Origin of the sequence: Dialister sp. (assembly GCF_047832375.1) — a bacterium.
GTDB lineage: Bacteria > Bacillota > Negativicutes > Veillonellales > Dialisteraceae > Dialister.
Genome location: NZ_CP181256.1, coordinates 1,810,618 through 1,824,984, shown reverse-complemented (window position 1 = coordinate 1,824,984; position 14,367 = coordinate 1,810,618). Strand labels below are relative to the sequence as shown.

At 50.6% G+C, this 14,367-nt stretch carries 9 protein-coding genes; 8 read left to right on the top strand and 1 reads right to left on the bottom strand.

The annotated features are described in order from the left end of the window. Positions 1–445 precede the first annotated feature (445 nt). Positions 446–3,325, top strand: a complete 2,880-nt coding sequence (locus tag ACFWUL_RS07310; protein ID WP_416176840.1) for an ATP-dependent helicase — start codon at positions 446–448, stop codon at positions 3,323–3,325. A gap of 248 nt (positions 3,326–3,573) precedes the next feature. On the opposite strand, the gene ACFWUL_RS07305 is transcribed toward ACFWUL_RS07310, so the two are convergent. Then, positions 3,574–5,043 (bottom strand): carbon starvation protein A, encoded by a 1,470-nt coding sequence (locus ACFWUL_RS07305; protein WP_416176839.1) that lies wholly within the window; start codon positions 5,041–5,043, stop codon positions 3,574–3,576. Positions 5,044–6,738: 1,695 nt separating this feature from the next. Here ACFWUL_RS07305 and rplM point away from each other — a divergent pair. From rplM to larA, 7 genes are all read left to right on the top strand, one after another. Continuing rightward, positions 6,739–7,179, top strand: coding sequence for a 50S ribosomal protein L13 (gene rplM, locus ACFWUL_RS07300; protein WP_297020143.1), 441 nt, complete (start codon positions 6,739–6,741; stop codon positions 7,177–7,179). A gap of 23 nt (positions 7,180–7,202) precedes the next feature. Beyond that, complete coding sequence (rpsI, locus tag ACFWUL_RS07295; protein ID WP_297020141.1) at positions 7,203–7,595, top strand: 30S ribosomal protein S9; 393 nt, start codon at positions 7,203–7,205, stop codon at positions 7,593–7,595. 613 nt (positions 7,596–8,208) lie between these two features. Next, a complete protein-coding gene (locus ACFWUL_RS07290) occupies positions 8,209–9,681 on the top strand; it encodes a hypothetical protein (protein WP_416176838.1) in 1,473 nt (490 codons plus the stop codon). Between the two features lie 346 nt (positions 9,682–10,027). Next, positions 10,028–10,618 carry an XTP/dITP diphosphatase gene (locus ACFWUL_RS07285; RefSeq protein WP_416176837.1) on the top strand — a complete coding sequence of 197 codons (591 nt, stop codon included), beginning with the start codon at positions 10,028–10,030 and terminating at the stop codon, positions 10,616–10,618. A gap of 153 nt (positions 10,619–10,771) precedes the next feature. Then, the gene (gene speD / locus ACFWUL_RS07280) at positions 10,772–11,539 is read left to right on the top strand and encodes an adenosylmethionine decarboxylase (RefSeq protein WP_296097046.1); all 768 of its coding nucleotides are present in this window, start codon (positions 10,772–10,774) and stop codon (positions 11,537–11,539) included. 35 nt (positions 11,540–11,574) lie between these two features. Continuing rightward, on the top strand, positions 11,575–12,786 hold the full coding sequence (locus ACFWUL_RS07275) for an NAD(P)-dependent malic enzyme (protein WP_297020135.1): 1,212 nt from the start codon (positions 11,575–11,577) through the stop codon (positions 12,784–12,786). Positions 12,787–13,098: 312 nt separating this feature from the next. Beyond that, positions 13,099–14,346: a nickel-dependent lactate racemase gene (gene larA / locus ACFWUL_RS07270; RefSeq protein ID WP_297020133.1), complete on the top strand. Its 1,248-nt coding sequence runs from the start codon at positions 13,099–13,101 to the stop codon at positions 14,344–14,346. Positions 14,347–14,367: the final 21 nt, after the last annotated feature.

Sequence of the window (14,367 nt, the reverse complement as noted above, 5' to 3'; positions counted from 1 at the left end):
GTAAGGCTGACGCCTTACCAAAGCAGGGGCATAAGGTGGGTTCGCCGCCTGTGGCGGCTGTTCTAAGGAAGCACTGATTAAATCGTTGTCAGATTTCATCCTTGGATTTTTATGCAATGCGAGGAATAACTCGACGCGAATAGCGAGCTATTTAAGGCAGCAGTCCTGCATAGGACTGCTGAGCCAAGGTAAGTTGGCGCTTTCTCTGCACATAAAAGCGCCTTCCTTTTATCCTTGGCCGAGTTATGACGAAGCAGTGCATAAAAATCCTTATGAAATCTGACTCTGCGAATTAATCAGCGCTTCCCTAACCTTATGCCCCCGGCGCGAAGCGCCTGCAACCCGGTTAGCGAGCGCTAGCGATGCTAACCCACCACCCTTAGCCCCGTACATCCCATTGTGACTCAATCTCATTCACTCGTGTTAACGTACAAGGAGCAGTCCTATGAATCCTACTGAAAACAAAGCCCAGTACGATGCCATCCATTCCGACGGTCCTACCCTGGTCATTGCTGGCCCCGGAACCGGTAAGACCTATACCATTATCCAGCGGGTGCTGTACCTGATACGGGATAAGAAGGTGCGGCCGGAGCAGATCATGGTGGTCACCTATACGGTGAAGGCGTCGAAGGAGCTGATTACCCGGCTTACCAATGAGCTGTCGAAGCAGGGCATCGAGGTGAATCTCCATGAAATGTATATCGGCACATTCCACCATATCTGCCGGCGGCTACTGAAGGAATTCAGGGAATATACGAGGCTGGAAAGAAATTTCATAGAGACCGACCAGTTCGAGCAGCAGTACCTGGTGTACGAAAACCTGGCAGATTTTGAGAAAATCCCGGGATTTGATAATGTGGTGCCCTCTTCCTACCTGAACAGGAGTACAGGAATGGAAGTCACCATTTCTCCCTGGAAGCGGTGCAAGAAGATCTGCGAATATGTGAATCGTCTGTCTGAAGAACTGGTGAACCCGGAAGACATGGTGCGGGAAAAGGACAGCCTCATCCGGGCCCTGGGATGGATGATGATCCGCTACCGGAAACTGGCGAAGGAAAAGAATTTCCTTGATTTCACCGGGCTCCAGACAGAGGCGTACTATATCCTTTCAGAAAAGGAACAGGTCCGGAAAGAGGCGGCCAAGCGCATCCGGTACATCCTGGTGGATGAATACCAGGATACCAATTATATTCAGGAAAGGCTAGTGCAGCTCCTGGGCGGGGGAAAGGGAAATATCTTCGTCGTCGGTGATGATGACCAGAGCATTTATCGGTTCCGGGGCGCTACGGTGGCTAATATACTCCGATTTCCGGACCATTTTGGCGGCAGCTGCCATGTGGTTACACTGAACCGGAACTATCGGTCCAACCAGGGCATTATTACGTTCTGTATGAAATGGATGGCCCAGCCCTCCTGGTTCAGCTGGGAACGGAAGGGGAAACTCTATCGATACCGGAAGGGAAGAGTTCTCTCTGCTTCCGGAGAAGCAGCCATGCCCACGGTGGTACGGATTACGGCAGTCAACAATGAGCCCCGCTATGAGAAGCGGGTCTGTGATTTTGTGGAGAATCTCAAGAAGGAAGGATGCATTACTGACTATAACCAGGTGGCCTTTCTCTTCGATTCCGTAAAAGGGGACAATTCCATCCGCCTCCAGTATGCGCTGAAACAGCGGGGAATCCCTGTCTATGCGCCGCGGTCCGGCTATTTCTTTAAGCGGAAAGAGGTGGCCTGGTTTCTGGGCTCTCTCCTGTATCTGTTTCCAAAAGTACAAAAGGCTTTGGAAAAATCCAGGGAACTGGGGGAAACCGAAGGCATCGGCGGTGCCTATCGCCAATTCCTGATCATGGCGGAAACTATGATGAAGGACCATACAGAATTGAAGCGGTGGCTGGATGGGGAAAAGAAGAAAATGGATTCCTCCGGCCGCCTCACCTCGAACCTGCTGCCCCTGGCATACCGCATCCTGTCCATGGAGCCTTTCTCTTCCTTTCTTGATAAAGCGGCGGAAGGAGAATGCGGGGAAGCGAGGAACCTGTCCACCATCACCCGCCTCATCAGCCGGTTTGACTGCTTTATTGAAGAGAATCACGGCTACGGCAAGGAAACGGTGAATGATATCATTATATTCTTCTCCCGCTATCTCCGGCTCTGGTATGAAAACGGAGTGGGAGAGTATGAGGACGAGGAAGCCTATGCACCGTCAGGCCAGGTTTCTTTCCTGAATATTCACCAGTCCAAGGGACTGGAATACCCCGTGGTCATTGCAGCTTCCCTGGACGAATATCCCCGGGGTGAGGATACCCTCATCGCCCGGGTGGTGGAGAAAATGACGGGACGCCGATCCTATGAACCCTATGGGGATATCCGGGATTTTGATTTCCGCAGGAAATACTACACCGCCTTTTCCCGGGCGGAATCGCTGCTTGTCCTGGCCTGTGACCGGAAGCCGGGGCAGTCACCGTCCCGGGTCTTTGAGAAACCCCTGGAAAGTGTCCCTGAATTCGATGCGCCGGGCCTTGATTTCAAAGACCTTTCTTTCGAGCCGGTAACGGCGGGCCGCTTCAAACCCCGCTTCTCCTTCACCTCCCAGGTGGCACTCTATGAGGAATGTCCCCTGAAATATAAGCTGAATAAGATATATCGGTTTGCCTCTCCCCGGGGACTGTCCCTTCTCTACGGTACCCTTGTGCATGAAGTAATTGAAGACATTCACCGGGCCGTCATCCGCAGGGAAATGGACAAGCTGCAGCCGGCCACTATCTATGCCTGGATGATGGCGGACTACAATGCCCTGTCAAAGACAGAGAATACCTGGCTCTCCAGAAGTGACCTGGACCGGGCATTCCAGGAAATCCTGGGCTACGTATCCTATCGGCAGGGAGACTGGTCCATGGTGAAGGAAGCAGAATATCCGCTGGAACTGGTGAAGGATCGGTATATCATGGATGGCACCATCGACCTTCTGCAGGATAAGGAAGGCAAAACGGATATCATTGATTTCAAGACAGGCCACCGTCCCAAAGAGGGAAGTTCCCTCCTTGAGCGATATGCAGGACAGCTCCGGGTCTATGCGTACCTGGTGGAACAGAAAATGGGAGCCCCCGTGGGCCGGCTTCTCCTGTATTTCACGGGGGAGGAAGACCGGCCGATCTATGAAGTGGACAGCCGTCCCGAATTGGTGGAGGAACGGATAAAAGCCTTCGACCGGACGGCGGAACGGATTATGGCAGAAGACTTCAATCACCGGGTGGAAAGAAAAGGCCCGGAACTACCGGAAGCCTGCCGCTCCTGCCAGTGGAGGTATTACTGCTGGAAGGGATAGGGGGGCCTGCGGCTTGAGTCGTGTGTAACGGGGCGCTTCAGGCGTGTGGATGGGGCTAAAGGTTGTATGTGAACGTCGCTGCGCTCGTTCACCGGGTTGTGGGTGCTTCGCACTGGGGGCGTAAGGTACAATAGCCGCCGAAGGCGGCCAACCCACCACCTTTAGCCCCCTTCACACGCCTGGGGATACGCTCCGGTTACACGGCAATAAAAAAATCCCGCGTTACGCGGGATTTTTTATTGCTTACTTCAGATATTTCCATCGACTGCAGAATCAGCAGCGTTGTCGCATTCTCTTTCAGCATCTCTCTTGAACACTGTCTTTTTCAGGAACAGGGCGAGGCAGACGAAACCGAAGATAATGCCGGCAGGATAGGTGATGGAAGGATCCATCTGGAGGCCTTCTTTAGCCTGCAGGATATAGGTGAATGTGACGATGGACATGAAGGTGGCCGGGATGCAGGCAACGAGCCATGCATAACGGTTAACGCACTGATGATAGAGGTAAACGGCACCGGTCCAGAGAACGATCATAGCCAGAGTCTGGTTTGTCCAGGAGAAGTAGCGCCATACGATGTTGAAATCAATCTGGGAAAGCAGTCCGCCGATGGCGAGAAGGGGAATGGCGAAGGAAAGACGTTTGGTCATACCCTTCTGGTCAACCTTGAACCAGTCGGCCAGTGTCAGACGGGCAGCACGGAAAGCGGTGTCGCCGGAAGTAATGGGGCAGGCAATAACGCCGAGCATGGCAAGGATTGCACCGATACCGGTACCCATGTAGCCGACGCAGATATCGTATACTGCACCGCCAGGGCCGCCTGCTTTGAGGACAGCCTGCAGTCCGCCGGTACCATCAAAGAATGTTACACCCGCAGCAGCCCAGATGAGGCAGATCACGCCTTCTGCAACCATGGCGCCGTAGAATACGGGACGGCCGAGCCGTTCATCCTTCAGGCAGCGAGCCATGATAGGGGACTGGGTGGAATGGAAACCGGAAATAGCGCCGCAGGCCACGGTGATGAACATGAGCGGCCAGATGGGGAGCTTGTTATCTCCAGGATACAGGTTTGCCAGAACCATTTCCGGCATGGTGTGTCCGCCGACACCCATCAGCATGCCGCCGGCAATGCCGAGAGCCATGACGATGAGGCAGATACCGAAGATCGGATAGAAACGGGCAATAATCTTATCAACCGGAAGAAGGGTAGCCAGGAAATAGTAGGCCAGAACCACAATGAGCCAGGGAAGAACCTGCCAGCCGGTAAGCTTTGCCAGAAGCATGGCCGGGCCCGTCATGAATACGGTACCTACGAGAACCAGAAGGATGACAGAGAAGAAACGCATGATGGTGAGCATGGTATGACCCATGTGGCAGCCAACGATTTCAGAAATACTGTGTCCGTCTTCCCGGATGGACATCATACCGGAAAGGTAATCATGGACGCCGCCAGCAAAAATGGTACCGAGGACGATCCACAGATACACGGAAGGACCCCAGAGGGCGCCGCCGAGGGCACCGAAAATCGGTCCAAGACCGGCAATATTCAGAAGCTGGATGAGAAATACCTTCCAGGTGGGAAGGGGCATGTAATCGACACCGTCATTATGGAGGAGGGCCGGAGTTTTACGGTCCGTCGGTCCAAAGAGGTGGTCTACGAAACTGCCGTAGATGAAATACCCTGCAATCAGTGCAGCCAGGGCAAGAAGAAATGTAGTCAAGGCAATGCCTCCTTAGAAAACAACCAATACATACTATCGGGTTCCTGAGCATTCCACAGGGCCAGGCCCGTTGATATCAGAAAAAACAATCGTCCTTCCTTTACACCTGTCCTATGGAATCCATCTCCCTTCACTGCTTACTATAAATGCATTTACGTCATGCATGGGAAGTCGCATAAGTGAAACGCATAGCCTATACGATTTACTTCTCATCGCTTGTTGTGTACGCATAATAGAATACTACTTGACTCTGAATTCGTCAATAGCATAAACAGTTTACTTTTATGAGTATGCTATTTTGCATATGAGACAGCCTTATTCAAATACAGAAAAGTAATGTTAACCCGGTAGAACGATGAGATTAATGCATAAGATAAGAGTTCCATTTTGATGGCTTGAATTCTTATATAATACATATATATATCAGGTAAGTCTGTGGTACCTTTGTAAGCAGCATACACTATATGACATATAAAATTGAGGCAATTGTGGATATAGATAAATTCTTTAACAAAAGTGGCTAAGGTGACTAAGGTGGCTGAGGGGAAAAGTTAGGAGTTAGGAGTGAGAAGTGGTTGTGGCGGCGCATAAAATGGGAAGCGCCGCCTTTTGAATTCTGCTAACGGTTGCCGCCGCTTGCAATGACGGGGAGCGGGAAGAGGCACCTTTTCAGAGCTCTGTACTTGATGTGGTGCCTCTATCCCTCTACCGTCATTTCAGGCGGTGGCAAGGGAACTGGAGTCACAGCAGCGAACACAATTTGCACCAGCGAACATGATTTGAAGGAGCGTTAGCAACGCACAAATCATCGTGAGTCGGTGACAGCCGTAGCGAAGAAGCGAAGCGACGCGCAAATTGTCGTGAGTCGCTGATAGCCGTGCTGTAGGGAGCCGCAGGCGACTGAGAATCCAGTGACACGCTTCTCCTTGGGTGGTAAGCACCGGAATGAAGATAAATGCAAGAATCGTATGAGAGAGAGAGTCGAGAAATCTCCCGGATAAATACCTATGACGATGTTACAACGCGGATATTGTAAAAAGATGGCTGAAAAAGTGAGGAGGGAGGAGTGCGGAGTGGTGGAGGCGGCGCACAAAATTGGGAAGCGCCGCCTTATGAATTCCGTCTGCGGCTTCGCCGCTGATCCTGTCTGCTATCTGGCTGTCTGCCGTCTGAAGTCTCCACTATCCCCCAGCATGCAGGCCCTTGGAGAAGGGCCGCGGCAAAGCCGCAGGATGGATTGGTGGGAAGTGACTGAAGTGGCTAAGGGGGCTGAAGGGACTCAAGTGACCAAAAGGGGAAATGGGCTTCATCCATGAGGGCTGCGCCTTTGGCGCAGGTTGTATTATGGCCTGGTGTGACCAGAAGGGGGCTTCCAACGTTAGAAGCCCCCTTCTGGTCACACCAGTCTTAGTCACACTCTTACGGCAAAGCCCTGGGATTAATACGCAGCAATGCTATAAATTATGTGCGGCACCTTCCATTTACCCGAAAGACATTTCCTTCAGCCACTTATCGCTGCTTTGTCCGATCATGTAAAAGTATATAAAATTGCCTGAATTTCCCCGCTTTTCCCTGTTGACAGTCCCTTTCCAAAAGGGTATAATACTCCTTGTGAGATTTGTCCGGAAACCACTAGCCCCGGAGGAAGGACGATGTCTTGCGGTTCTGTTTTTTATTCAGGAGGAATCTTTTACAATGAAAACCACATTTATGGCCAATGCGGGCAACATTACCCGTAAATGGTATATCGTAGATGCTGATGGACTGACCGTTGGCCGTCTGGCTGCCAATGTTGCCAAAGTTCTGTCCGGCAAAAATAAACCTACCTACACACCGCATGTTGATACCGGCGACAACGTCATCATTATCAACGCAGATAAAGTCGTTCTGACAGGCAAGAAAGAACTGAAGAAAGTTTACTTCCACTACACCGGTTACATCGGTGGCGACAGATACCAGAAAGCTGGAGACGCTCTCCGCGAAAAACCGGTATGGGTCGTTGAACATGCTATCCGCGGCATGCTCCCGAAGAACAAGCTCGGCGCTCAGATGTATCGTAAACTTCACGTTTATGCAGGCAGCGAACATCCGCATGCAGCTCAGAAACCTGAAGAATTAAAGTTTGATATCCGTTAACCGGAAGGGAAGGAAATAAAGAAATGGCAGAAGCTACATACTACGGCACTGGCCGCAGAAAAACATCCGTTGCCAGAGTCCGTCTGGTACCGGGACAGGGTAATATTACAATCAATGGCCGCGATCTGAAGGATTACTTCGATCTCGCAACCCTTGAACTGATTATTAAACAGCCGCTTGAACTGACAGGAACTACCTCCGCTTATGATGTTATCGCCAACGTAAGAGGCGGCGGCCGTACAGGCCAGGCTGGCGCAATCCGCCACGGCATTTCCCGCGCACTGCTCGACGTAGATGCAGACTACAGAAAAGTTCTGAAGAGCGCAGGTCTCCTGACCCGTGACCCCAGAATGGTTGAACGTAAGAAATACGGCCTCAAGAAAGCAAGAAAAGCAAGCCAGTTCTCCAAACGTTAATCCGTTTATGGAATGGCAGAACGCCCATGGAAATCCATGGGCGTTTTTCTTATGCCTGCGTAATTGGCTATAATTATTTGCGGTGAGTTGAGAAATCTCCAGCATTGTTTCTTTCCGCTATCCGTCATGTCGAGCGGTGGCAGCATAGTATGTGAGAATAGAGCAGAGAATCGCTACAACTTCGAAGAGTCGAGACATCTTTCTTGCGTTTGGGAATACTGAGCTTTTGCTTTCGAATGCAGCGTTGTAACACTGTCATAGCCATTTACCAGGTAGATTTCTCGACTCGTTCTCACATACGCTTCTTATGGTCATAGGCATTTCGATGCTTACCACCCAAGGGGAAGCGTGTCACTGGATTCTCAGTCGCCTGCGGCTCCCTACGAATCCAGTTCCCTTGCCACCGCTCGAAATGACGAGGGGGAGTGGATTATTATATATTCTATTCTTCCTTGAGACCTGGCGAAGTCACAGCTTTGTCCGCAGGAAAGCGCCATGCCGCAGGCAGAGCTTTGACGCAGTCAGAGCCCGGGCGGCCAGGCCCCTTTTACAGTAGCCTTTTTTCTCTCCCATGGCGTATAATAAATAAGACAATATATATCAGGAGGTCACTATGATACCTGTAATGACAGCAGAAGATATACACGATGCTACTGAGACCTTTGCCCGGTATGGCGTGCCGGCGGATCGGATTTTTTCCGAAATCATGCGGGCCCGGTACCTGGATTATGTGCTTTTCCAGAATCCGGAAAACCAGCAGTACGGGGTTTCTATCGAAGATCTCTATGAAAATATGAAAAAGACATCGGACACACTGGGACTCTATGAAGGGGATGCGGATACCTATGTCCGGGCTTATACATTGGCACTCCGGGTGGATCCCATGGCCTTTGCGCCGGATATGGAAAAAGGGGAGGATGATGTAAGGGCTTTGGTGGAAGAAGCCACTTCCCGGGCTAAGGAAGCCGGAACCACGGTCCTCTTTACAGGGGTGGAGCATTATCTTCCCTTCGTGTCCCGCATCTTTGATACCCTTTCCGACAAGCGCCTCGCCTTCGCCGTGAAAGACAAAGTATGGAAGAAGCGGCTGCAGCTTGTATTTCCCCGGTGCCGACTTATGATGGTGGACGAATTGCCGGAAGATACGGTTTCCTACGATTATATCTTTCAGTTTGGCGAAGAAGGCAGTCATTCCCTTTCCCATCTCCTGAAGGACACTGGGATCATGGATGTGGTCCTTCCCTATGGGGAACTTCTTTCTCCGGAAATGGAAAAAGACCGCTCTCTCTGGGCCAGGGAAGGGAAGCTTTCTTCCTATGAAGATATGGCTTTAGGAGATGAAGAATTCGCTTTCCTGCGGTTTGGAAGTACAACTTCTGCCTCCATCTCTTTCGGTACCGCTTCTTTCGGCACCAGTCAGTACGAATCCACCAGGGCCCTGGAGCTTCCGCAGGACAGCTTCCGGGAGGCCGATGAGTGGAATATAGATGTATTTATTTATAATGGCTCCCCGGCGCTGCAGACCATGCTGGCCGGCAATATCCTGGATATGGATCATTCCATTGGCACCGGATTCAGGAAAATCGGGGAAACGGAACTTCCAGGAGGTACGGTTCCAGTACTTTCTACGGCCAATATCAGGGACTACGGGATTTCCTCCGATACAGAACCGGTGCTTACAGAAAAAGGGCAAAAGGGGATTCTTCTCCAGGGGGGAGATCTGGCCATCGCCGCTTCCGGTGACGAAATCCACATGATTCCTGTGCCGGAGGGCCAGGAATTTCTGGCAGGTGATGGGGTCTATGGTCTTCGCAGCCGGGGGAAATATACGCCCTGGTACCTGAAGCTTTACCTGGATGGACCGGTGGGCCGTCTTTTCCTGGATACCATGAGGGCAGGCAGGGAATATGCTTTTACCCCTTCCCGACTGCTCCGTATTCCCATGCCCAAGGCAGGGGATGAGACCATCAGAAAGGCGGACAGTCTCTGCCGGGAGACGGTACATCAGCTGGCAGCGGCACAGGAAAACTGGCGCCTTGCAAAGAGGAATTCTGTGGGCCTTATGATGGGCCATGGGAAGGAATAAGAGCGGCTATCAGATACGTAGTGAAAGATACAAAGCTGGGACTATGATCAGGTGGAAAGTGGCTGAGGGGTAACGCCCTGCGGGCGAAGTGGCTCAAGGGGAACGGGCTTCGTTCGAGGGGAAAGGTGCGGCGCACAAATTATATAGCGCCGCGGATTATTTATTTTCTTCCGTGAGCCCAAGCGGATCTTAAGCCCCGGCCGAAGTCCGTTGCCCGGGCCACGGGCCCGAAATCCCTCATTCTTCCTTGGGCCCGGGCGTTAGCAATAGCCTTTACCTGATATGTTTTCTTGCTTCCTGTCAATGAAGTGGTGACTTTGTTGCCTGTATATTAAGGAGTGTATTCATGAAAATTGTTCTTGCTACCCATAACCGGGGGAAAATACGGGAATTCCAAAAGGCCTTTTCCGAAATCGGCTGGGAAGCGATTCCTATCGCTGATGTAGCTGACGTGCCGGATCCCGATGAAACCGGGACCACCTTTGAGGAGAATGCGCTGCAGAAGGCCCATTACTATGCAAAGGCTGTCCAAATGCCGGTACTGTCGGATGATTCCGGTATTATAGCCGATGCCCTGGGAGATCGTCCGGGCATCTATTCTGCCCGGTATGCCGGCCACCACGGGGATGATGAGGCCAATAACCAAAAGCTTATCCATGACCTGGCTCCCTTTACCGGGGAAGCCAGGAAAGGCCGCTATGTCTGTGTAGTAGCCCTCGTGTGGCCCGATGGAAAGGAATTGACCGCCAAAGGGGAGTGCGAAGGCATTATCCGCGATTTCTACAAAGGAAATGGCGGATTTGGCTATGATCCCCTGTTCTATCTGCCTTCCTATGGGAAAACCATGGCAGAGCTTCCGATGGAAGAAAAAAATAAGATCAGTCATCGTGGCAGGGCTTTACGAAGCCTTCTCCAAAAACTGAAAGACGGAATGTAAAGAATATAACTTTCCCTGAAAGTTATAGAGCTTATACTTATTCATACTAAAAAGGTATACATGATAGCTGTCTATTTTAATTTATATAGCCTTATGCTATAATTGAACTGTTCCACGAGAGGTGGAACCAATGAGGGGGTGTCAGTTTACTTCATGAAACGGAGTAAGCTTAAACTTTACGGATTCAATAATTTAACAAAAACCCTTAGCTTCAATATGTACGACATCTGCTATGCCAGTACGGAAGAGGAGCGCAAGAAGTACATTGCCTATATCGATGAGCAGTACAGTGCTGAACGGCTGACGGGCATCCTGAAACAGGTGGCAGATACCATCGGCGCCCAGATCCTGAATATCGCCCAGCAGGACTACGACCCACAGGGGGCCAGCGTGACCATGCTCATTGCGGAGGAGGAAGTGGAAAAGCAGGATGTGGTATGCCATATGGATAAGAGCCACATTACGGTCCACACCTACCCGGAAATGCATCCCCAGGATGGTATCTGCACATTCCGGGCGGATATTGATGTATCTACCTGCGGGGAAATTTCTCCGCTGAAGGCATTGAATTTCCTGCTCCGTTCCTTTGGGGCAGATATCGTTATCACCGATTACCGGGTCCGGGGCTTCACCCGTGACGTGAATGGGAAAAAGATATTCATTGATCACCGCATCAATTCCATCCAGAACTACATTGCTCCCGACCTTCGTCATAAGTACGATATGATCGATGTCAATGTATACCAGGAGAATATGTTCCATACGAAGATGATTCTCCACGATTTCCGGTTGGACGACTATCTTTTTGACATGAAGGAATCGGACCTGGATAAAAAAGAAGCAAAACGAATCCGCCGCCTGCTGAAACAGGAAATGTATGAAATTTTCAATGGCCGCAATATGCCGGCTATTAAAGATTGATAGTACCTATTCCATTTATTTTAAGGAGGAACAGAATGGATACAGCAAAACTCAAGGAAGAAGCCATTGCGCTCCGCAAAGAAAAGCACCAGATGATCAAGACTGCACTGAATGCAGACATGAAAGACGGCCATGATCTGGCCATCGTCTATACGCCTGGCGTATCTGCACCGTGCCTGGAAATCAAGAAGGACGAAGACCTTTCCCTGGAAATGACCTGGAGAGGAAATGTGGTAGCCGTTATTTCCGATGGCACCCGTGTCCTTGGCCTTGGCGATATCGGTGCGGCTGCTGCTATGCCTGTTATGGAAGGTAAATCTGCCCTTTACAAACGGTTCGGCAACATCGACGCCATTCCGATTGTACTCGATACAAAAGACAAGGATGAATTCATCCATACTGTCAAACTGCTGGAAAAGAACTTTGCCGGCATTAACCTGGAAGATATTTCTTCTCCGAAATGCTACGACATCGAAGATGAACTGAAGAAGATCATGAATATCCCCGTATTCCATGATGACCAGCATGGTACCGCCATTGCTGCCCTGGCTGCTCTCCTGGGAGCTCTCAAAGTGACCGGCAAGAAGATTGACGAAATCAAAGTTGTCATGAACGGCGCTGGCGCTGCAGGCACCGCTATTGCCAGACTGCTTCTGGAAGATGGCGTAAAACCGGAAAACATGACCATCCTGAATTCCAAGGGTATCCTGTATGATAACGGCAAACGGGATCGGGTACAGATGGAACTGATCAAAAAGACAAACCCTGAAAATAAACAGGGCACCTTCGCAGAAGCTGTCAAAGGCGCTGATGTACTCATCGGCTGCTCCGCTCCTGGCGTATTCAATAACGATGCCATCAAGACCATGGCTGATAAGAGCATTGTCTTTGCTATGGCAAACCCGGTACCGGAAATCATGGAAGAAGAAGCAAAGGCCAAGGGTGTATACATCTATGGCTCCGGCAGAAGCGATATGCATAACCAGGTCAATAACTCCTCCGTATTCCCGGGACTCTTCCGTGGTGCCCTGGACGTAAGAGCCCGCCAGATCAATGAAGAAATGAAACTGGCCGCAGCCCATGCACTGGCAGACCTCGCAACCAAGTGCCAGCTGGATCCGGACCATGTAGTGGTAGATGTATTCGATGAAAGAGTTCCCTTCGAAGTCGCTAAGGCCGTCGCTAAAGCAGCCATTGCTACCGGCGTAGCCAGAGTGACTGAACTTCCGGAAAAATATAAAGACTGAGTATCAGGACAGCTGATCCTGTAAAAAGCTGTGGAAAGTGGTATCTACTTTCCACAGCCTTTTTATGTGGGGCATGGAGGGGTTACTGAAGTGTAGCGTCATCAGGAGCAGGGGCGCTAACAGCCAGGGATTAGCAGCTCCTATGCGAGTGACTCTAGCCGTAAGCACCGCATTCCAATAGCTCGAGCAGCCTCGGTATATTACAATTCAATACAATCCGGCATAGGATTTATACTCCAAATAGGGTATAATAAACATATAGAAATACATCGTTACATTTTCTCCGGAAGAGAGAGAGAAAGGACTCCTGCCATGGACCTCAAAATCAGATATTTCAAAGAAGACATTCCTTTTCATGTAGATGACAGCCATCATCCCATTGTTCTTAATCCCCGGAAATGCCCGGCACTGGAGTCGGAGGCCGCCGAAGTGGTGCGGGCCCTGGAGCATCCTATTGACTCCCCTCGGCTGAAGGATATTGTGAAGCCGGGAGAAAAGATCGTCATTGTTACCAGTGATATTTCCCGCCCCATGCCATCCTGGGTGGCACTGCCCTGTGTGTTGGATGAATTGGGGAAGGCCGGTGTCAAAGATGAAGATGTGACCGTAGTCTTTGGCCTGGGCAGCCATAGGAAACAGACGGAAGAAGAAAAGAAGAGGCTCGTGGGAGAGGAAGTATACAACCGGGTGAAATGCATCGACAGCGATCCCGATGATTTCATCCACATGGGTACCTGCAAGAATGGCACCTCCGTCGATATCTTCAGGACCGTGGCGGAAGCGGATAGAAGGATCCTTGTAGGCAATGTGGAATACCATTACTTTGCCGGCTATTCCGGCGGCATGAAGGCCATTATGCCCGGTGTTTCTTCCAGGGCTGCCATCCAGTCCAATCACAGAAATATGATTCGGGAAGGGGCCTATGCAGGAAATCTGGAAGGAAATCCGGTACGGGATGATATCGAGGAAGTTTATCAGTACTGCCCCGTAGATTTTATCCTGAACGTGGCACTCGATGAAAACCATCATATCGCCTATGCGGCAGCAGGACATCATGTAAAGGCTCACAGAAAGGCCTGCCAGTTCCTTGACAGTATCTATAAGATTCATATCGACCATCCAGCGGATGTGGTCATTGTATCCACCTCCGGTTTTCCGAAGGACATCAACCTGTACCAGGCACAGAAGTCCATTGATAATGCCAAGCATTCCGTTAAGGAAGGAGGCATTATGGTGGTGGCCGCTGCCTGTAAAGAGGGATTCGGCAGTGATGTCTTCGCTAAATGGATCATGCAGTACGACACGCCCGATGATCGTATCAAAGCAATCCATGAGCATTTCGAACTGGGAGGCCATAAATCTGCGGCCCTTGCACTGGTAGAAAAGAAATGCGATATTTACCTGGTTACCGATATGGAAGATGACCTCGTCAGAAAAGCCAATATGACACCATTCCATAATCTCCAGGAAGCAGTGGATGCGGCTTTCGCAAAGATGGGTGAAAATGCCAGCTGCTATATTATCCCCGATGGTGGTTCTACACTTCCCATGGAAGATTAATTTTTGGAAAGTATTTTAACC